This window comes from Streptomyces sp. NPDC001401 (genome assembly GCF_042895385.1).
Classification (GTDB): domain Bacteria; phylum Actinomycetota; class Actinomycetes; order Streptomycetales; family Streptomycetaceae; genus Streptomyces.
On the sequence record NZ_JBIAWI010000006.1, the window covers coordinates 17,305 to 40,105 of the forward strand.

Below are 22,801 nucleotides of genomic sequence, written 5' to 3' on the forward strand. Positions count from 1 at the left end.
GTTTCCGATGGCCGACGACGAGAAGCTGGTCGACTACCTCCGCTGGATGACAGCCGATCTGCAGGAGACCCGCCGGCGCCTGGACGACGTGGAACAGACGGCCCACGAGCCCGTCGCCGTCGTCGCGATGAGCTGCCGCCTGCCCGGTGGCATCCGGACGCCGGAGGACCTGTGGCGGCTGGTCTCCGAGGGCGGTGACGCCATCACCACGTTTCCCACCGACCGCGGCTGGGACCTCGAGGCACTGTACGATCCCGACCCCGACCGGGTGGGCACTTCGTACACCCGCCACGGCGGATTCGTCGACGGCTTCGCGGACTTCGATCCCGCCTTCTTCGGGATCAGCCCGCGCGAGGCACTGGCGACGGACCCGCAGCAGCGGCTGCTGCTCGAGGTGGCCTGGGAGGCCTTCGAACGGGCAGGGATCCCCGCCGAGCACGTCCGCGGCAGCCGGACCGGAGTCTTCGCCGGCGTCATGTACCACGACTACGGCAGCCGGATCCGGCGTGCCTCCGAGGACACCGAGGGATACCTCGGCACTGGAAGCGCGGGCAGCATCGCCTCGGGACGGCTCGCGTACACCTTCGGTCTCGAAGGTCCGGCGGTCACCCTCGACACCGCCTGCTCATCCTCCTTGGTCGCCCTGCATCTCGCGGTTCAGGCACTGCGCCAGGGAGACTGCGAACTGGCCCTTGCGGGCGGCGTGTCGCTGATGGCGACCCCGGCCACCTTCGTCGGGTTCAGCCGCCAGCGGGGCCTCGCTCCCGACGGCCGGTGCAAGGCGTTCGGCGCCCGGGCGGACGGCACCGGCTGGTCCGAAGGAGCCGGGCTGCTCCTCCTGGAACGGCTCTCCACCGCCCGGGCCAACGGGCATCCAGTGCTGGCCGTCGTCCGCGGCAGCGCCGTCAACCAGGACGGTGCCAGCAGTGCCCTTACCGCACCCAACGGCCCTGCTCAGCGCCGAGTGATCGCGCAGGCCCTGGAAAACGCCCGTCTGACGCCCGCTCAGATCGACGCCGTGGAGGCGCACGGGACCGGCACCCGGCTCGGTGACCCCATCGAGGCGCAAGCGCTTGCGGCCGCGTACGGAGAGGGCAGACCGGCCGGACGGCCGCTGTGGCTCGGCTCGTTGAAGTCCAACATCGGCCATACCCAGGCCGCGGCCGGTGTCGCCGGCGTGATCAAGACGGTGATGGCGATGCGCCACGCCACTCTGCCCCCGACCCTGCACGCCGAGACGGCCAGCCCGCACGTCGACTGGGCGGCCGGCCCGCTGCGCCTGCTCACCGAGTCACGCTCCTGGCACACCACGGGCGAGCCGCGCCGGGCCGGGGTGTCGGCGTTCGGAATCAGCGGAACCAACGCCCACGTACTCCTGGAAGAGGCACCCGAGTTCCTGGAAGAGGCACCCGAGCCCGAACCGGTGCGCCCCGCGCACACGGGTCTCCCGCTGTGGCTGCTGTCCGCGAAGAGCCCCGAGGCCCTGGGCGGGCAGGCCGGCCGCCTCGTCCGGCACCTGCAAAGCCGTCCCGAGCAGGACCCCGCGGACGTCGCCTGGTCCCTGGCCCGTACCCGTACCGCCTTCAGTCATCGGGCAGTCGTCGTCGGACAAGACACGGCCGAACTCCTCGCCGGCGTCGAGGCACTGGCGGCCGGCGCATCCGCACCGCAGCTGGTGCGGGGGACCGCTGGAAGGGGCAAGGCGGCGCTCGTCTTCCCGGGTACGGGCTCGCAGTGGACCGGGATGGCAACCGAACTGCTCGATGCCTCTCCGGTGTTCGTCCGGCGGATCGAAGAGTGCGCCGCAGCGCTCGCCCCCTTCGTGGACTGGTCCCTGACCGACGTGCTGCGCGGTGCGCCGAACGCCCCGGCACTCCAGCGCACCGATGTCGTCCAGCCCGCCCTGTGGGCGGTCATGGTCTCGCTGGCCGCCCTGTGGGAGTCCTTCGGAGTCGAGATCGCCGGAGTCGTCGGCCACTCGCAGGGTGAGATCGCCGCAGCGGCCGTCTCCGGCGCGCTGTCCCTGCCGGACGCGGCACGTGTGGTCGCACTGCGCAGCCGGGCACTCGCGGCGATCGCCGGCCGGGGCGGCCTGCTGTCCCTCTCCCTGCCGGCCGCCGAGGCCCGCGAACGGCTGGAGCCCTGGGACGGCTCACTGGTGATCGCCGCGGTCAACAGCCCCCGCTCGGTGGTCGTCGCCGGCCCGACGGAGGCGCTGGAGGACGCCAGGGCCCGCCTCGACGCCGACGGGGTATGGGCGCGCCGGGTGCCGCTCGACTACGCCTCCCACTCGCCCCAGGTAGAGGCCGTGCGCGAGGAACTCGCCGACTCCCTGGCGCCCGTGGTACCCGGTCCGGGCCGGCTTCCCTGCTACTCGTCGGCCACCGGAGCCCTCGTCGAACCGGCGCTCCTGACGGGCGACTTCTGGTACCGCAGCCTGCGCGACCCGGTGCGTTTCGAAGAGGCTGTCCGTGCCATGCTGGCGGACGGATACGACCTGTTCATCGAGTGCACTCCCCACCCGGTCCTCACCCAGGCACTTGAGGAGACCGCCGAGGACGCCGGAGCCGAGGTCGCCGTCGTCGGCACGCTCCACCGCGACGACGGCACACCGCGCCGACTGTCCCTCGCCCTCGCCGAGGCCATTGCCGCCGGGGCACGCCTGGACGCGGACACGTACTTCGGCGACGCATGGCGCGTCGATCTGCCCACCTACGCCTTCCAGCGCACCCGCTACTGGCTGCCGGCGGACGAGGAGACGGCGCGGCCCCCGGCAGCGACGGCGACCGGCTCCGCGGAGCCCGTGCGCGACACGCACGCGGAGGACTGGCCCGCGCTGTTCACGTTGGACTGGCAACCCGTGGGGCACCTCCCGGACCCGCCGCCGGGAGAGGACAATCGGCAGTCGCTTCTGGCGGTCGCCGGGCAGGACCCGGACGACCCGGCGGGCGGGACGCCCGGACTCGTGGCACGGACCCTGGTCGAGGTCGAACAACATCTGGCGGACGAACGATTCGCGGACCACCGCCTCGTCGTTGTCACCCGGGGTGCGGTGAGCACCTGGAGCGGCGAGCGGGTGCCCGACCCGGCAGCGGCGGCGGTGTGGGGAGCGCTCGGCTCCGTACAGGCACGGCATCCCGGACGGCTGGCCTTGGCGGACACCGACGGCGCACCCGGGGCGCCGGCCCTTGTGTCCGCGGCCGTGGCGGAGGGGGTGCACCGGCTCGCGGTGCGGGACGGCAAGGTCTTCGCCCCGCGCCCGGCATCGGCGGACGCCGAAGGCCCGCTCCCGGCCTCCACCGAGGCGACATGGCGGCTCGAGGTGACCGAGCGGGGCGACCTGGGCACCCTCGCGGCGCTGCCCGCTCCCGCCGCATCGCGCGCCCTCGGCCCGGCGGAGATCCGGGTGGCCGTACGCGCCACGGGCCTTCACTTCGGAGACGTCCTCGCCGGTCTCGGTCTCGGCCCGCACGGTGGCGACGGCACCCCGATCGGCATCGAGGCCTCCGGGGTGGTCCTTGAGGCCGGGCCGCAGGCCACCGGCTTTGCTGTGGGCGACGCGGTGATGGGTCTGTTTCCGGACGGCGCCGCGGGACCGGTCGCGGTCACCGACAGCTGCATGACCCTGCTCATGCCCGCCGGCTGGTCCTACGCGGAGGCCGCGACCACGCCGCTCGGATATCTGACGGCTCATCATGCTTTGTTCGAGATCGGTGAGTTGAAGAGCGGCGAGAGCGTGCTGATCCACGCGGCGAGCGGAGCCACCGGTCTGGCCGCAGTACACCTCGCCCGACGCCGGGGAGCGAGGATCCTCGCCACCGACACCCCCGACAACTGGCAGGCCCTGCGGGCACTCGGGCTTGCCGAGGAAGATCTGGCTTCCTCGGCCTCACCCCGGTTCGCGGCCGAACTGCTGGATGCCACCGGCGGCCGCGGGGTCGACGTGGTAGTCAACTGTCTGGCGGGGGAGTCCGTCGATGCCTCGCTGCGCATGCTGCCGGTCGGCGGCCGGTTCGTGGAGACCGGCCGCAGCGATCCTCGGGACCCGGTCCGTGTGGCGGCTGACCATCCCGGAGTTCACTACCGGGTGGCCGATCTCGCCGATGCCGGGCCCGACCGGATCCGTGCCGTCCTTGCGGAACTCGCTCCGAGGTTCGCCGACGGCACTCTCCCGCCCCTGCCTGCCCCCGTCTGGCACCACCGCCGCGCCCACGAGGCACTGGCCTTCCTCGCCCGCGCCCGCCACGCCGGCCAGGCGGTACTCAGGATGCCCTCCGGACCGGCCCCCGACGGCACCGCGCTCATCACTGGGGGGACGAGCCCCGTCGGCGCCGCAGTGGCCCGGCACCTGGCCACCCGGTACGGGATACGTCACCTGCTGCTCGTCGCCGCTGACGCCGCTGACGCCGGTGCGGCAGGTGCGGAGGACGGGGGACCTGAAGAACTCGCAGCGCTGCGTGAGGAGTTGGCCGCGCTCGGTGCGTCGGTCGCCTTCGCCGAGTGGGACCCCGCCGACCCGGAGGCTCTCGCCCGGTTGCTCGACTTCCACAGCGTGGACCACCCGCTGACCGCCGTGATCCACACGGGCACCGCCGGCTCGCCTCACGGGGCGGCCGCGGCCCTTCACCTGGACCGGGCGAGCCGCGGCCGGGATCTGGCCGTCTTCGCGACGCTCTCCTCGAACGCCGACACCGCCACCGGGGCCTTCGTCGCCGCCCTGACCCGCGACCGGAACGCCGCCGGCCTGCCCGGCGTATCGGCTCTGTGGGACGGCGCGGCCCACGAGATACCCGCCCTCCTGGACCGCGTCCTCGCCTCGCCCGACGGGCTGCTCGCCGCCGACAGCCCGCACGATTCCGACACCGCGATGTCGGCCCGGCTGCGGGAGCTGGACCCCTCCGCGCGCCAGGAGTTCGTTCTCAGTCTCGTACGGACGCAGGTTGCCGCGGTCCTCGGCCACGACGACGCCCGCACCGTCGGAGCCGACGAACGGTTCCAGGACCTTGGCCTCGACTCCCTCACCGCCGTACAACTGCGCAACCGGCTGAACACCGCGACCGGGATGCGTCTGACGGCGACGCTGGTCTTCGACCACCCCACCCCCCGGGCGGTCGCGACCCACATCATGGCCCGCACCGCCGAGGCCTCTCCGTCGCCGGCCGGCGACCGAGCCGGTCGAATCGCGGAGACGGCCGGTGACGACCCGGCCGAGCCGCTGGCCATCGTCGCCATGAGCTGCCGTTTTCCCGGCGGAGTACGGTCACCGGAGCAGCTCTGGCAGCTGGTCGACTCCGAGACCGACGCCATCGGGGACTTCCCGACCGACCGGGGCTGGAACTTCGCGGAGCTCTTCCATCCCGACCCGGACCGGCCCGGCACGACCTACGCCCGTCAGGGCGGCTTCATCGACGACATCGCCGGCTTCGACGCGGACTTCTTCGGGATCTCCCCGCGCGAGGCGCTCGCGATGGACCCGCAGCAGCGACTGCTGCTGGAGACCTCCTGGGAGGCGTTCGAACGCGCCGGCATCGACCCGGAGTCGGCGGGCGACGGTCGGATCGGCGTCTTCGTCGGCACCAACGGCCAGGACTACCCGCGGGTGCTCGCCACCGGCCAGGACGATCTGGAGGGGTACATCGGCACGGGCAACACCGCCAGCGTGCTCTCCGGACGGCTGGCGTACGTGTTCGGTCTCGGCGGCCCCGCCGTGACCGTCGACACAGCCTGCTCCTCGTCCCTGGTGGCGCTGCACTGGGCGACCCAGGCGCTGCGCCGCGGCGACTGCTCGCTGGCGCTCGTCGGCGGGGTCACGCTGATGACCAGTCCGCTGCTGTTCACCGAGTTCAATCGGCAGGGCGTGCTCTCCCCGGGCGGCCGGTGCCGTTCGTTCTCCGCCGACGCCGACGGCACCAGCTGGAGCGAGGGCGTCGGCGTGCTGCTCGTCGAGCGGCTGTCCGACGCCCACCGCAACGGGCACCGTGTCCTCGCGCTGGTCCGCGGCTCGGCCGTCAACTCCGACGGCGCCAGCAACGGCCTGACCGCTCCCAACGGCCCCGCCCAGGAGCAGGTCGTCCTCCGTGCCCTCGCGGATGCCGGGCTGACTCCCGCGGACGTGGAGGCGGTGGAGGCGCATGGCACGGGGACCAAACTGGGGGACCCGATCGAGGCCCAGGCCCTGCTCGCCACCTACGGCGCTCACCACACCTCCGCCGACCCGCTGTGGCTGGGCTCGCTGAAGTCCAACATCGGTCACACCCAGGCGGCTTCGGGAGTCGCAGGCATCATCAAACTGGTCGAGGCGATGCGCCACGAGCGGCTGCCCCGCACCCTCCATCTCAGCGAGCCGAGTCCGCATGTGGCCTGGGCCGACGGCTCGGTCCGGCTGCTCGCCGAGGCCCGGCCGTGGCCGCGCGGCGGTCGCCCGCGCCGCGGCGGCGTCTCCTCGTTCGGCATCAGTGGCACCAACGCGCACATCGTCATCGAAGAGCCTCCCGCCACCGGGCCGGAGCCGGTGCCAGGGGTGCGGGAAAAGCGGGACGGCGACGGCGCCGTCCTCTGGCCGATCTCCGCCAAGAGCCCCGACGCGCTGCGCGGGCAGGCGGCACGGCTGGCCGACCACCTCGCGGCCGAACCGAATGCGCGGTCGCTGGATGTGGGACGGTCGCTGGCCACGACACGGGCCGCGCTGCGGCACCGAGCGGTGGTGACGGGCGGGAACCGCTCCGAAACGCTTGCCGCGCTGACTGCCCTCGCCGCGGGCGAGGACGCACCCGGCCTGATCCGGGGAGAGGCGCGCGAGGGGCGCAGGACTGCGTTCCTCTTCGCCGGCCAGGGCAGCCAGACCGCAGGCATGGGGCGCGAACTCCATGCGGCCTTCCCGGCGTTCGCCGAGGCGTTCGACGCCGCGTGCGCGGCGCTGGACCCGCATCTGGACCGGCCGCTGCGCACTCTCGTCTTCGCCGAGGACGGCGAGGGGACGAACGCCACCCTCGACCGGACGGAGTACGCGCAGCCCGCGCTGTTCGCCTTCGAGGTGGCGCTGTACCGGCTGCTCACATCCTGGGGGATCACACCGGACTTCCTCGTCGGCCACTCGGTGGGGGAGATCGCGGCGGCCCACGTCACCGGTGTGCTCTCGCTGGCCGACGCCGCCGAACTGGTCGCCGCCCGGGGCAGGTTGATGCAGGCTCTGCCCGACGGAGGGGCGATGGCCGCGGTCGAGGCCGACGCCGAGGAGGTCTCCGGGCTGCTGGCCGACGCGGCGGACGAGGCCGACGGCGCGGGGCGGGTCGGTGTCGCCGCGGTCAACGGGCCGCGGGCGATCGTCCTGTCCGGAGACCGGGAGGCCGTGGCCGCGCTCGTGGAGCGGCTCGAGCGGCGTGGCAGGCGCACCTCCTGGCTGCGCGTCAGCCATGCCTTCCACTCACCCTTGATGGACCCGATGCTGTCCGAGTTCGAGCGCGTCGCCGAGAAGCTCACGTACCACCCACCGCTCGTCCCGCTCGTCTCCACCCTCACCGGGCGCACAGCGACGCCCGAGGAGCTGTGCTCTCCAGGGCACTGGGTACGGCACGCCCGCGGCACCGTCCTCTTCGAGCACGCGGTCCGGCACCTCGGCGAGGCGGGAGCCGACGTCTTCGTCGAGGTCGGCCCGCTCGGCGTGCTGAGCCCGATGGCCGCCGACTGCCTGGCCGGCGAAGGGCTGTTCGTGGCGGCCCAGCGCAAGAACCGTCCGCAGCCGGTGGCCGCCCTGCACACCGTCGCCGCCCTGCACGCACACGGTGTCGCGGTCGACTGGCGTGCCCTGTTCGCGGGCCGTGGTGCACGTGACGTGGACCTGCCGACGTACGCCTTCCAGCGACGCCGCTACTGGCCGCGGCGTGCCGTGGCCCAGCATCTGCCGCGTCCCGGCGCCCACCCCGGAGGCACGTTCGGCGCCCACCCGGTGCTGGAGCCCGTTGTACGGCTGGGGGACAGCGACAGGCACCTTTTCGCCGGCCGGCTCTCCGTGGCGGTGCTGCCGTGGCTCGTCGAGCACGAGGTGTTCGGCGCGACTGTCGTCCCCGGCAGCCTCTTCCTCGAACTGGCCGTGCAGGCCGCCGCGGCCGTCGGCTGCCCCGTCGTCCGGGAACTGACCCTGCATGCGCCGCTGGCCCTGACCCCCGACGACGACTTCGAGCTCCAGCTCCTCGTCGGCGAGCCCGGCCCGTCCGGAGACCGGCCCCTGCACGTTTACGCCCGCCCGCACGACGATACGGACGAGGCACCCTGGACCCGGTATGCGAGCGGCGAGCTGGGCGAGGACACCCCGGAGCCCGGCCACGACCTGAGCGTCTGGCCCCCCGCCGACGCGCGCCCCGTGCCGGTCGAGGAACTCTACGAGCAGTTCGCCGCGACCGGCGTCCGCTACGGAGCCCTCTTCCGCGGGATACGCGGTGTGTGGCGCGACGGCGACGTGCTGCACGCCGAGGTCGCGCTCCCGGAGGGCACGGACACGGCAGGATTCGCGATACACCCGGCGCTGTGGGACGCGGCCCAGCACCCGGCGGCGATGGACGGCCTGGCCCCGGGGGCGGGCGCGGCGGTGCCGTTCTCCTGGACCGGGGTTCGCGTCCACGCGGCCGCGGCCACGGCGCTGCGGGTACGGACAGCACCGGCCGGTGAAAACGCCGTCACGATGGACATCGCCGACGCCAGCGGCGACCCACTGGCCACCGTCGGGCGCCTGACGGCGCGTCGTGCCTCCGCGCATGATCTCGAACTCTCCTCGCCGGGCGGTCGGGCCGCCCTGTACCGGCTCGACTGGACGGCACTGCCTCTGCCTCCGGACGCGCAGCCGCCCATGACGCGTTGGCACGACGAGGCGACGGTTCCGGCCGCGCTCGCCGAGACGGCCACACGAGCCACGGAAACGGACGGCGCCGAGTTCGTGCTCGTCCCCGTGCGGGCCGACGGGATGCCTGCCCCCGACGCCGCTGTGACTGCGACAACACGGGCGCTGGAGGCAGTGCGGGACTGGCTCGCCCGGGACCCCTCCGGCAGTGGAGACGCCCGGCTGGTGCTCTTGACCACCCGGGCTGTCGCCTGCACCGGGGGCGAGGAACTGCCCAACCCGGCGCAGTCCGCGGTGTGGGGCATCGGGCGCGCCGCCCAGGCCGAGTACCCCGGCCGGATCGTGCTGGCCGACGTGGACGGGGACGACGCCTCCTGGCGTGCCCTGCCCGACGCACTCGCCACGGGAGAGTCCCAACTGGCCCTCCGGAACGGCCATGCCGCCGTGCCCCGGCTGGCCCGCGCCGACGGTGACCGGTTGTCGGCCGCCAAGCCCGGCTCGTCCCTCCTGCCCGCCTCGGCCGATTCGGCCGACGCGAATCCCGCCGGCCGTGGGCTCGATCAGGACGGTACCGTCCTGATCACCGGCGGCACGGGCGCTCTCGGCGCGCTGGTCGCACGGCACCTCGTCACGCGACACGGCGTGCGGAGCCTGCTGCTGACCAGCCGTGCCGGCCGCTCGGCACCCGGGGCGGAGGAGCTGGCCGCCGAACTCACCGGGCTCGGCGCCCGGGTGGAGGTGGCCGCCTGCGACGTCGCGAACCGGGCCGAACTCGGCGGACTCCTCGCGACCGTCCCGGAGGACCGCCCCCTCACCGCCGTCGTCCACGCCGCGGGCGTGCTCGACGACGGCGTCATCGGGACCCTGTCGCCCGAGCGGTTGCCGGGCGTGCTCGGCCCCAAGGCCACCGCGGCCTGGCACCTGCACGAACTGACCAGGGGACAGGAGCTGGCGGCCTTCGTCCTGTTCTCCTCCGCCTCGGGGGTGCTCGGCTCCGCGGGCCAGGCCAGCTACGCCGCCGCCAACAGCTTCCTCGACGGCCTCGCCCAGCACCGAGCAGCGGCCGGACTGCCCGCGACGTCGCTGGCGTGGGGGCTGTGGAGCCAGGACGAGAAGGGCATGGCGGGCGGCCTGACCGAAGCCGAACGCGCCCGTATCGTCCGCGCCGGATTCGGGGCGATCGAGGGGGACACCGGTCTGGCCCTGCTCGACGCCGCGCTGAACCGGCCGGAACCATTGCTCGTACCCGCCCGCTTCGATCTCGCGGTCCTCCAACCGCGAGGCGCAGACCCGGACTTCCCGCCGGTTCTGCGCGACCTGATCGCGTCCCTGCCGACGCCCGCCCCGGGCCTGACGGCCGTCGAGCCGTCCGGTACCCGGGCGACCGCCCCGGCAGGCCCCGTACGCACGTTGGCGGACCGCCTGCTGCCCCTGGACGACGCCGAGCGGGACCGGATCCTGCTCGACCTGGTCCGAGCCCAGGCCGCCACCGTGCTCGGGCACAGCTCGCCGCACGCCATCGCCGCGGACCGGGCCTTCACCGAATCCGGACTCGACTCGCTCGCCGCGGTCGAGATCAGGGGACGGCTCGACAGCGCCACCGGGATGCGCCTGCCGGCCACGCTGATCTTCGACCACCCCACGCCGGCCGCGCTCGCCGCGCACCTCAAGGGCCGCCTCCTGCCGGCGGGGCCGCCGGTGGGCGTGACCGTACTCGCGGAACTCGACCGACTTCAGGACGCCCTGCCCGAGCTGGCCGACGACCCCGACGCCGCCCACCGGCTGCGGCTGCGGCTGCGCGAACTGCTCGGCGCTCTCGACACCACCGCCATCGGGCGGACGGCGCGGGGCGGCGAACCGGACGGCGCGGCGCGGAAGCCGGGGGACGACGAGACCGACCCGCTCGACTCCACCGACATCGGCGAACTGCTCGCCATCATCGACGAGGAACTGGGGGACGCCTGATGACGGGCACCGACGAGAAGATACTCACCTCCCTCAAGCGGCTCACCGCCGAACTCCGCCAGACCCGCAAACGGTTGAAGGAGACCGAGGACGCGGCCCGCGAACCCGTCGCGATCATCGGCATGGCCTGTCGCTACCCCGGCGGGGTGCGCACTCCCGACGACCTGTGGCAGCTCGTCTCCACCGGCCGCGACGCCGTCTCCGACTTCCCGACCGACCGCGGCTGGGACATGGCGGCGCTCCTCGGGCCGGACGCCGACGCCTCGGGAACCAGCAGCACGCACGAGGGCGGATTCCTCCACGACGTGGCTGACTTCGATCCGGCCCCGTTCGGCATCAGCCCACGCGAGGCCACCGCCATGGACCCACAGCAGCGTCTCCTCCTGGAGACGGCCTGGGAGGCCTTCGAGGACGCCGGCATCGACCCGGCGACCCTGCGCGGCACCAGGACCGGCGTGTACGCGGGGATCATGTACCACGACTACGCCGCCCGGCTGCGCGAGCTGCCCGAGGAGGTCATGGGCTACCTCGGCACCGGCAACTCGGGCAGCATCGCCTCCGGCCGGGTGGCCTACACCTTCGGCCTGGAAGGCCCGGCGGTCACCGTGGACACCGCCTGCTCCTCCTCCCTGGTCGCCCTGCACCTGGCCGCCGGCGCGCTGCGCAGGCAGGAGTGCACGCTCGCCCTCGCGGGCGGGGCCACCGTCATGGCGTCCCCACTGCCGTTCGTGGACTTCAGTCGCCAGGAGGGACTGGCACCCGACGGCCGCTGCAAGTCCTTCTCCGGCGCCGCCGACGGCACCGGCTGGGCCGAGGGCGCCGGCATGCTGCTGCTCGAACGGCTCTCCGACGCCCGCCGCAACGGCCACCCCGTGCTCGCCGTCCTGCGCGGCTCGGCGGTCAACTCAGACGGCGCCAGCAACGGACTGACCGCCCCCAGCGGGCCCTCGCAGCAGCGGGTGATCCGCCAGGCCCTGGCCGACGCGGGCCTGCGCCCTGACGAGGTCGACGCGGTCGAGGCCCACGGCACGGGCACCACCCTGGGCGATCCGATCGAGGCCCAGGCACTGCTGGCCACCTACGGCCGGGGCCGCGCGCAGGACCGCCCGCTGTGGCTCGGCTCGCTGAAGTCGAACACCGGGCACACCCAGGCCGCGGCCGGAGTCGGCGGCGTCATGAAGATGGTGCTGGCCATGCGGCACGGCGTACTCCCACGCACCCTCCATGTCGACCGGCCCACCCCGCACGTCGACTGGTCCACGGGAGCCCTCGAACTGCTCACCGAGCCGCGGCCGTGGCAACGCGGCGACACGCCCCGGCGCGCCGGGATCTCCTCGTTCGGATTCAGCGGCACCAATGCGCACGCCGTCATCGAGGAGCCACCCCGGGACGAGAACGAGACCCAGGACCGCCCCATCGCGCAGACCGACGGCGTACCGGCGCTGTGGGCGCTGACAGGAACCTCGCAGGAGGCGCTGCGCGCGCAGGCCGGGGCGCTCGCCGCGCACCTGCGCCGCGACCCGGCGCTCGGCCTCGTCGACGTCGGACACTCCCTGCTCACCACCCGTACAGCCCTGGAGCACCGGGCCGTCCTGCTCGGGAACGACCGGCGGACGATGGTGCAAGACCTGGATACCTTCGCGGGCGGCGGCACCCCGGCCGGGCTGCTGCGCGGCCGGGCGGTCCCCGGCGCGCTGGCGGTGATGTTCACTGGCGGGGGCAGCCAACGCCCGCTGGGCAAGGGCCTGTACGCCGCACACCCCGCCTTCGCGGAGGCCCTTGACGTCGTCTGCGCCGAACTGGACCGCCACCTGGAGCGTCCCTTGCTGCCGGTGCTCTTCGGCGAGCGGGGCGGGCCGGGCGACGTATCGGCCGACGAGCCGGACGCCGACCCGCTCTCCGGGCAGGCTCTCGCCCAGCCCGCCCTGTTCGCCGTCGAGGTCGCGCTCTACCGCCTGTTCGCCTCCTGGGGCGTCACTCCCGACTACGTCATGGGCCACTCGGGCGGTGAGCTGGCGGCCGCCCATGTCGCCGGCGTGCTCTCGCTCGCCGATGCCTGCGCTCTCGTCGCCGCGCGCGGACGGCTGACCCAGGAACTTCCGGGCGGCGGGGCGATGGTGGCGGTGGCTGCCCCGGCGGACGAGGTACGGCCGCTGCTCACGCAGGGGGTCGAGATCGCGGCGGTCAACGGCCCCGCTGCCGTCGTCCTCTCCGGCGATGAGGCGGCCGTGCTCGCACTCGCCGAGCACTTCGCGGCAAAGGGCGCCAAGACCCGTCGGCTGCAGGTCAGTTACGCCTCGCACTCGGCCCGCGTCGACCCCATGCTCGACGAGCTCCGTAAGGTCGCGGCCGGCCTGGAACTCCGGCCGCCGCGCATCGGATTCCTCTCCACGGTCACCGGGATGCCCGCCGACGAGAAGGAACTCTGCTCGCCCGAGTACTGGGTGCGCAACGCCCGTCGGCCGGTCCTGTTCGCCGACGCGGTACGGCGACTGGAGTCCGAAGGAGTCCGCACCTTCCTCGAACTCGGTCCGGACGCGGTGCTCGCCGCCCTGGCCGAGGAGAACGTCACCCCCGGTACCTCGGCCGCGCTCGCGGCGCAGCGTGCGGGGCGGCCCGAGCCGGACGCGGTCACGGCGGCCGTGGCCGGGCTCCACTCGCGCGGTGTTCGTGTCGACTGGGAGGCGTTCTTCCAGGGCACGGGGGCGGCGCGCGTCGGGCTCCCGCACTACGTCTTCCAGAAGCGACGCCACTGGCTGGAGGCCCCCGCCCAGGGCCCTCTCGACGTCTCGCCCGCCGGCCTCGGCTTCCCCGACCATCCACTGCTCGGAGCCGGGGTCTCCCTCGCGGACTCCGAGGAGTACCTGTTCACCGGACGGCTGTCGCTCGACACCCACCCGTGGCTGGCCGATCACGCCGTCGGCCGGTCCGTCCTGCTGCCGGGCACGGCCTTCCTCGAACTGGCCCTGCGCGCCGGTGACCAGGCCGGATGCGAGCATGTCGACGAACTCATGCTCACGGCGCCACTGATGTTGACTGCCGACGGCGCCGTGGTGCTCCAGATCAGGGTGGGAGTGCCGGACGGCGGCGGACACCGTCCGGTCGAGATCCACGCACGGCCCGAGGACGCGCTGCCCGGACAGCCGTGGGTGCGGCACGCCACCGGGACGGTGTCCGCCTCGACACCCGAGCCGAACTCGACGGGCGCTCTCGCCTCCTGGCCGCCGACCGACGCCAGCCCCCTCGACACGAACGGTCTCTACGACGGTTTCGCCGCCGCCGGACTGCGCTACGGCCCGGTCTTCCAGGGGCTGCGAGCCGCCTGGCGGCGCGGCGACGAGTTCTTCGCCGAGGTCGCTCTGGACGGTGAACAGCACGCCGCCGCACGGTCGTTCGGACTGCACCCGGCCCTGCTGGACGCCGCACTGCACAGCCTCGGCCTCGGCATACCCGACACCGCCGAGGGGCCGAGCCTGCCCTTCGCCTGGCACGGCGTATCGCTGTACACCTCGGGTGCGACGACCCTGCGCGTACGCCTGGCGCCGGACGGTCCGAGCACCGTGGCCCTCGAGCTCGCGGACGGAGCGGGTCGGCCGGTCGGCTCCGTGGACGCGCTGCTGCTGCGGCCCGCCGGACAGCTCGCGGCGGACCCGCCCAGTAAACCGCTGCTCCAGCTCGTGTGGACGGAGCAGGCGGACGCCGAGGCGCCCACGCCGATCGGCACCGTGCCCCCCGTGGTGCTCGGCGGGAACGGCCCCGGCCGCCACCCGGACATGGCGGCCCTCGCCGCCGCGGTCGTCGACGGCGCGCCGGCACCCGAGGTCGTGGTCGTCCCGCTCCTCGACCCGGACGGGGAGAACAGGCAGGACGTCGGCGCCGCGGCCCGGCACTCCACCGCCCAGGCCCTGCAGCTCGTACAGAACTGGCTGGCCGACGACGCCTTCGCCGCCGCCCACCTCGTCGTGGTCACGCGCGCCGCAACGGCCACCGGACCGGACGAGGGCCTCGGCGACCTGCCACGCGCCGCCGTCCGGGGGCTGCTGCGCACGGCACAGTCCGAACACCCGGGTCGGATCACCCTCGTCGACACCGATGACCCCGACACCTGGGCGGACCACCTGCCCGCCGTCCTGCGCTCCGGCGAGCCCGACCTCGCTCTGCGCGGCGGCCGGCTGCTGGCTCCGCGTCTGGCACGCACCGACGTCCCGACGCGGCAGGCCAACACCGCGGACGGCGCGACCGAACCGTCGGACGCCCCGTTGTTCGACCCCGACGGCACCGTGCTGATCACCGGTGGCACGGGCGCGCTCGGCGCGCTTCTGGCGCGGCACCTGGTCGAGCGCCATGGAGTGCGCGGTCTGCTGCTGGCCGGCCGCCGCGGTCCCGAGGCCGAGGGCGCCCGCGAACTGGCCGAAGAGCTCCGCGCCTCGGGCGCGCAGGTCGACCTGGTCGCCTGTGACGTCGCGGACCGTGCCGCCCTGGAACGTCTCCTCGACTCCGTTCCGGCCGGGCGGCCACTGACGGCCGTCGTCCACGCGGCGGGCGTCCTGGACGACGGCGTCCTCGACGCGCTCACCCCCGAACGCCTGGACCGGGTGATGCGGCCGAAGTCCGACGCGGCATGGCATCTGCACGAGCTCACCGCACACCTCGACCTGTCCGCCTTCGTCCTGTTCTCCTCGGCGGCCGGGCTCCTCGGCGCCCCCGGCCAGGCCAACTACGCCGCGGCGAACGGATTCCTGGACGCCCTGGCCGTACACCGCCGCAACCGCGGACTCCCCGCCCTCTCGCTGGCCTGGGGACTGTGGGAAGGCACGGCGGGCATGGTCGCAGCAGTCGACGAACCCGCCCTGCGCCGACTGGCTGCCCTCGGCATGCGGCCGATCCCGGCAGACGAGGGCCTCGCCCTCTTCGACGCCGCGATCGCCCGGACCGAGCCCGTGACGGCGCCCCTCCATCTCGACCCGCGGCGGCTCCGCGGCGACACCGCACCGGCCCTGCTGCGCGGTCTCGTACCGCCCGCACGGCGGCGACGCCGCGCCGAGTCCCGCACGGCGACGGGCCCGCTCACCCCCGCCCAGCGGATGGCCGTGCTGCCGGAGGCCGAGCAGCTGCGGGAACTGACGACGCTGGTACGGGAGGAGGCCGCGGCGATCCTGGGACACCGCGACGCGCGGGACGTCCCCCACGACCACTCCTTCTCCCAGCTCGGCTTCGACTCGCTCGCGGCGATCGAACTGCGCAACCGCCTGGGGGCCGCCGTCGACCTGCGGCTGCCGGCGACCCTGGTTTTCGACCACCCGACACCAGCCGATCTCGCCGGGCGTCTGCAGGGTCTGCTCATCGACACCGTCACCCCGACCCAGCCGCCCGTACGGGACGCCGGCCCCGCGGACGAGCCGCTCGCCATCGTCGCCATGGCCTGCCGCTATCCCGGCGGCGTCACCTCGCCCGACGACTTGTGGGAGCTGGTCCGTTCGGGCCGTGACGCCATCACCGAGATGCCCCGCGACCGGGGTTGGGACATCGACGCCCTGTACGACCCCGAGGGCGCCGGGCGCGGCACGTTCTACACCAGGCACGGCGGATTCCTCGACGACGCCGCAGACTTCGACCCCGGCTTCTTCGGGATCAGCCCCCGCGAGGCCATGGCAATGGACCCACAGCAGCGGCTGCTCCTCGAAGTGTCGTGGGAGGCGTTCGAACGAGCCGGGATCGATCCGCTGTCGATGCGCGGCAGCGAGACCGGAGTGTTCGCAGGCGTGATGTACCACGACTACGGCTCCTGGGCGAAGGATGCTCCCGAGGACGTCGAGGGCTACCTCGGCGCAGGCACGGCGGGCAGCGTCGCCTCCGGCCGAGTGTCCTACGCCCTGGGGCTCGAAGGCCCCGCGGTGACCGTCGACACCGCCTGCTCGTCGTCCCTGGTGGCGCTGCACCTCGCCGCCCAGGCCCTCCGCTCCGGCGAGTGCTCGCTGGCCCTGGCCGGCGGGGCGACCGTGATGTCCACCCCCGGCCCGTTCGTCGAGTTCAGCCGACAACGCGGGCTGTCTCCCGACGGGCGCTGCAAGTCGTTCGCGGCCGGCGCCGACGGCACCGGCTGGGGCGAGGGTGTGGGCGTGCTCCTGGTCGAGCGGCTCTCGGATGCGCGCCGCAACGGCCATCCCGTTCTGGCCGTGGTGCGGGGCACCGCGATCAACCAGGACGGGGCCAGTAACGGGCTGACCGCCCCCAGCGGTCCCGCGCAGCAGCGCGTGATCCGGCAGGCGCTCGGCGGAGCCGGACTGACGGCCGCCCAGGTCGACGCGGTCGAGGCGCACGGCACCGGCACCACGCTCGGCGACCCGATCGAGGCGCAGGCACTGCTGGCCACCTACGGTCAGGGGCGCGCGGAAGACCGCCCGCTGTGGCTCGGCTCGCTGAAGTCGAACATCGGGCACGCCCAGGCGGCAGCAGGGGTCGGCGGCGTCATCAAGATGGTGCAGGCCATGAGGCACGGAGTCCTGCCCCGCACTCTCCACGTGGACAGGCCCTCACCGCACGTCGACTGGTCGGCAGGCGGGGTACGGCTGCTGACCGAGCCCGTCCCATGGCCGGTCACCGGCGAACCGCGGCGGGCCGGGGTGTCCTCGTTCGGCATCAGTGGGACCAACGCGCACGTCATAGTCGAGCAGGCACCGGACCGACCCGCCGCGTCGGTGAAGGCCACCCGCGGGCCCGCTGCCGCCGGCCAGGCGACGGCTGAAGCGCCCACCGCCGCGTCGGCCGGGCCTGGTCGCCTGCCCACGCCGTGGCTGCTGTCCGCCAAGACCTCCGAAGCACTGCGAGCCCAGGCCCGCCGCCTCCTCGACCATGTACGGGAACGGCCGGACACCGCGGCAGAGGACATCGCGTGGAGTCTCGCGACCACCCGACCCTCGTTCCCGCACCGCGCGGCCCTCGTCGCCGGCGACCGCGAAGGACTCGTGGGCCGCCTGGCCCGGCTCGCGCAGAGCACCACCGAGGCCCCCTTCGACGGCCCGACCGGGCGCGCCACCGCGGGCAAGGTCGCATTCCTGTTCAGCGGACAGGGCAGCCAGCGAGTCGGCATGGGGCGCGAACTGGCCGCCGCCGACAGCGCGTTCGAGCAGGCGCTGGCCGAGTCCTGCGCCCCCTTCGACCCGCTGCTCGACAGGCCGCTGTGCGAAGTGCTCTTCGCCGAGCCCGGAACCGCCGACGCGGCACTCCTCGACCGTACCGAGTACACCCAACCCGCTCTGTTCGCCCTCCAGGTGGCGCTGCTCAACCGGCTGGGGGAGTGGGGCGTAAGCCCCGACATCCTGGCCGGCCACTCCGTCGGGGAGCTCACGGCGGCCCACGCCGCGGGCGTCCTCGACCTGGCCGACGCGGCCGCCCTCGTGGCGGCACGCGGCCGTCTGATGCAGGAACTGCTCCCGGGCGGGGCGATGGCTGCCGTACGGGCTCCGCAGGAGGAGGTCCTGTCCCGGCTCACGGACGGGGTCGTCCTCGCGGCTGTGAACGGGCCGGCCTCGGTCGTCGTCTCCGGGGACGCGGACGCCGTCGACGCCCTGATCGCACGTTTCACGGCGGACGGTCGCCGGGCTCGGCGGCTGCGGGTCGGTCACGCCTTCCACTCGCCGCACATGGACGCCATGCTCGGCGCATTCCGGCAGGTCGCCGAAGGACTGACCTTCCACGAGCCGCGAATTCCTGTCGTCTCCACGCTCACCGGCGGGCCGGCGGAGCCCGGTGAGCTCTGCTCGCCGGAGTACTGGACCCGCCAGCTCCGCCACCCGGTGCGGTTCCAGGACGCCGTGGTCCGGCTGGAGAGCGACGGGGTGACCACCTTCGTCGAACTCGGCCCGGACGCCACCCTCACGGCCCTCGCGCGGGACTGCCTTGCTGACCGCGACTGTGCCGTCGTCCCCCTGCTGCGGCCCGACAGGCCCGAGCCGTACGCGTACGTCTCCGGTGTCGCGGAACTCCATGTCCGCGGCGCCGCGGTGGACTGGACGGCAGGGCTTCGGGGCACCTCGACCCGCTCGGTGGAGCTGCCGACCTACCCCTTCCAACGCCGCCGGTACTGGCTCGACCCCGCAGCGCCCGCGCCGCGGGGTGACCGGAAGCACCCACTGCTCGGCCCCGCGGTCGGCGCGCCCGACCTGGGAGGCGAGGTGTTCACCGGCGAGCTGGACGCCCGCGCGCTTCCATGGCTCACGGAGCACCGGGTCGGCGGCGCTGCAATTCTGCCGGGTTCCGTGTTCGTGGAGATGGCTCTGAGCGCGGGCGCGGAGCTGGGGCTCCCGGTCGTGGCCGATCTCGTCCTGGAGTCGCCGCTCTCAGTGCCGGACCGGGGTCGGGTACTCATCAGGCTCTCCGTGCGGAAGCAAGGCACGGCCGGGCGTCGGACGTTCAGCGTTTTCGCCCGGCGCTCGGAGGCTCTGTCCGGGGAGGAATGGATCCGGCACGCCAGCGGTACCCTCGCCCCGGCCGGTCCGGCCGAGGACGCCGGTCCGGGGGACACATCCTGGGCCGCCTCCTGGCCCCCGGCCGCGGCGCTGCCGGTGGACCTTGCGGACGGTTACGAGCGGCTGCGGGAGGCCGGACTCGCCTACGGACCCGCGTTCCGCGGGCTGCGTTCGCTCTGGCGCCGGGACGGGGAGATCTTCGCCGAGGTGGCACTGCCCGAACCGGAGGCCGCAGAGCACGGCTACCGTCTCCATCCGGCACTGCTCGAGGCCGCCCTGCACGCTCTCGCACTCGGGGGGCAGCGCCGCCCCGAACTGCCCTTCTCCTGGAGCGACATCGCGCTTGACAGCGCCGGTGCGCGGGCCCTACGCGTACGGATACGTCCCCTCGCCGACGGTGCGGTCGCTCTGGACCTGGCCGATGCCGACGGAGCTCCTGTGGCTTCCGCCGCATCCCTGGCCCTGCGGGCTCTGCCGGCCGCCCGGGACCGCTCCCTGCTGTGTGTCGACTGGGAGCGGAAGGCCACGGCGGAACTGCCCGCGGGGGCGTTGGACGCCGCTTGGACTGTACTCGGCTCTCCCGTCTCGCCCCTGGCCAAAGCCTGCCGTGCGCAGGGCGTGCGGGTGGAGGTCCTCGCTGAACTTCCCCTTCCTGAAGGCGAGTTCAGCTCGCGTCAGGTCCTCGCGCCCTTTCTCGGGGAGAGCACGGGCGATGTCCCCGAGACTGCTGGCCGCGCCACTCGGGAGGCCCTCGCCCTGGTGCGCTCGTGGATCGGTGATCCGCGGTACGGCACGTCGCGGCTGATCGTCGTGACGCGCGGCGCGGTCGCCGCCTCCAAGGGCGACGACGTAGCGGATCCGGCGCGGGCGCCGTTGTGGGGTCTGCTGAGGTCGGCGATCTCCGAGTACCCCGGCCGGTTCGCCCTGGTGGACGTGGATGGCGAGGATGCCTCTTGGCGGTCTCTGCCACAGGCGATCGCCTCGGACGAGGAGCAGACGGCCGTCAGAAAAGGCGAGGTGCTGGTGCCCCGGCTGGCCCCCGCCGGGCGGAACGCCGCCGCCGTTCCCCTCCCCGGCCCGGCCGCGGCGTTCCGCCCCGAGGGGACCGTGCTGATCACCGGCGCGGCGGGCGCGCTCGGCGGGTTGACCGCCCGGCACCTGGTCGCCGAGCACGGCGTCCGGCGCGTGCTGCTCGTCGGCCGTACCGCCGACGACCCGCGTCTGACGGACCTGGTCGCCGGGATCGAGCGGCTGGGCGGCACGGCGACGACCGCCGCGTGCGACGTGGGCGACCGCGCCGCGCTTGCCGCCGTGATCGCCGCCGTTCCAGACGCGCACCCGCTCACCGCGGTCGTGCATTGCGCCGGTCTGCTGGACGACGCAGTGGTGAGCTCCCTGACGCCGGAGCGGCTCACGCGCGTTCTGCGCGCCAAGGCCGATGCGGCATGGCATCTGCATGAGCTCACCGCGCACCTCGATCTGTCGGCCTTCGTTCTCTTCTCCTCCGCCGCGGGCGTTCTGGGCGCACCGGGCCAGGCCAACTACGCCGCCGCCAACACATTCCTCGACGCGCTGGCCCGGCACCGCAGGGCCCGCGGGCTCGCCGGCCTGTCGCTGGCCTGGGGACCTTGGGCGCTGCCGGACGGGTCCGGAGCCGGGATGGCCGGAGCCGCCGGACTGCGGCGCATGGCGGACGGGGGTGTCGTGGCGCTCACGCCGGAGCGGGGCCTGGCGCTGCTCGACGCGGCGGTGAACCGCTCCGCGGCCCCGCCGGGGGAGCCCGATGGCCTTTTCGTACTGCTGCCGACGGACCCCGCCCGACTGAGCGCGGCTTCCGACGGCCCGTCCCTGCCCCGCCTGCTGCGGAGCCTTGCGCCGGGCACGGCCGCCCCCACCATCCGTCACACCGAACCCGTCGGCGGGCTCTCCGAGAGCGAGGGGGAGTCTGACCTGCAGGCGCTCGTCCGCGCCGCCGTCGCCGGCGTGCTCGGCTTCCCCTCGCCCGACGCGGTCGACGAGAACATCTCCTTCCCCGAATTGGGCATCGACTCGCTCACCGCGGTCGAGCTGCGCAACCGGCTGGACAAGATCACCGGTCTGCGGCTGTCCGCCACCGTCGTCTTCGACCACCCGACATTTGAGTCCCTGACCCGGCATCTGCGGACAGAACTCGATGCCGCGGGTCCTGGCAGCGTCCCGGAGCCCGCCGCACAAGAAGCGGCTGCAGACGGGATCGGCGCGCTGTTTCGGCGGGCGCGGTCGGTGGGTCGGACCACGGAAGGGATCGAACTGCTGCGGATGGCCTCCCAGTTCCTGCCGTCGTTCGCCAAGGCCGACGAACTGGGCGAGGAGCGCCCGCGGCCGGTGCGGCTGGCCGGCGGCCCGTCGCGGCCGGCGCTGATCTGCTTCCCTGCCGTGGTCGCGCTCTCCGGGCCGCACCAGTACGCCCGGTTCGCCACGGCGCTGCGCGGGCGGCGCGATGTGCTGGCCCTGCCGCAGCCCGGTTTCCTGCCCGGTGAACGGCTCCCCGCCGACCTCGATGCCGTGGTCGCGGCACAGACCGAGGCGGTGCACCGGTACACCGACGGCGCTCCCGTCGCCCTCGTCGGCTACTCGTCCGGCGGCTGGATCGCCCACGCAGTCGCCGCCAGGCTGGAACGCGCGGGACGGGCGCCCCGGGCCGTGGTGCTGCTCGACACCTACCTCCAGGACGAGACGAACGAGCGCATGGCCACCGCGCTCACCGAGGGGCTGTTCGCCCGGCGCGGCGAGGTGTCGGCCGCGGGCGTCCACTCCCTGACCGCGATGGGCGCCTACCTGAGGGTGTTCGAGGGATGGCGGCCGGACCGCCTCGCAGCCCCCACGCTGTTCCTGCGCGCCGCGCAACCCCTGCCGGGCGCCACGACTGCGCCCCGCGCCGCAGCGACGGCCGACGCTGTCCGCGAGACCCCCGGCGACCACTTCTCGATGATCGAGGAGCACGCCGATTCCACCGCACAAGCCGTCCATGACTGGCTCGACCGCCGGACGGCGTCCCACGAAAAGGAGCGAACGAAATGACCGCGATCACCCCCGAGCTGATCGAGCAGGCATATGTGGCCCTGGTCTCCCTGGACCGGGAGGAGGCGGCCAGGTACTGGTCCGAGGACGTCAGGTTCAGCGTTCCCGGACACCACGCCCAGGCGGGCTGGCACGTCGGCCTCGACGAACTCCTCGCGTTCCGGCGTGCGTTGGTGGACGCGGCAGGAGGAAAGTTCGAGGTCGAAATGGTCACCTCGATGATCGGTGAAAACGAGTCCATGGACGTGGTCAAGGTCCACGCGGTACGGCCGGAAGCCCCGGAGGGAAGCACCTCGCCCTTCGACGTGCTCGATGCCCTGGGAGTGCAGGTGTTCCGCTGGAAGGACGGCCTGATTGTCGAGGGACGCGCGGGCTTCTTCGGCGACGGGGCGACCAACTACGACCAGTGGTGGTCGCCCCTTGCGGCCGACGGAACACGCAGGGACCGCTGACGGACCCGGCGTCCGGGCGTTGT

The 22,801-nt window shown here is 73.8% G+C and carries 3 protein-coding genes; all 3 read left to right on the forward strand.

Annotated features, from left to right (window positions below):
* The first annotated feature begins 25 nt into the window (after positions 1-25).
* The 3 genes from ACFY10_RS21395 (at position 26) to ACFY10_RS21405 (ending at position 22,778) form a co-directional block, all read left to right on the forward strand.
* A complete protein-coding gene (locus tag ACFY10_RS21395; RefSeq protein ID WP_390667097.1) occupies positions 26-10,798 on the forward strand; it encodes an SDR family NAD(P)-dependent oxidoreductase in 10,773 nt (3,590 codons plus the stop codon).
* A gap of 146 nt (positions 10,799-10,944) precedes the next feature.
* Positions 10,945-22,326 (forward strand): SDR family NAD(P)-dependent oxidoreductase, encoded by an 11,382-nt coding sequence (locus ACFY10_RS21400; RefSeq protein WP_390667098.1) that lies wholly within the window; start codon positions 10,945-10,947, stop codon positions 22,324-22,326.
* Positions 22,323-22,778, forward strand: a complete 456-nt coding sequence (locus ACFY10_RS21405) for a nuclear transport factor 2 family protein (protein WP_390666751.1) — start codon at positions 22,323-22,325, stop codon at positions 22,776-22,778. The genes ACFY10_RS21400 and ACFY10_RS21405 overlap by 4 nt, the downstream gene beginning before the upstream one ends.
* Positions 22,779-22,801: the final 23 nt, after the last annotated feature.

Coding starts and splice junctions, on each gene's coding strand:
- ACFY10_RS21405 (WP_390666751.1), top strand. CDS start 22,323: ATGACCGCGATCACCCCCGAGCTGATCGAGCAGGCATATGTGGCCCTG.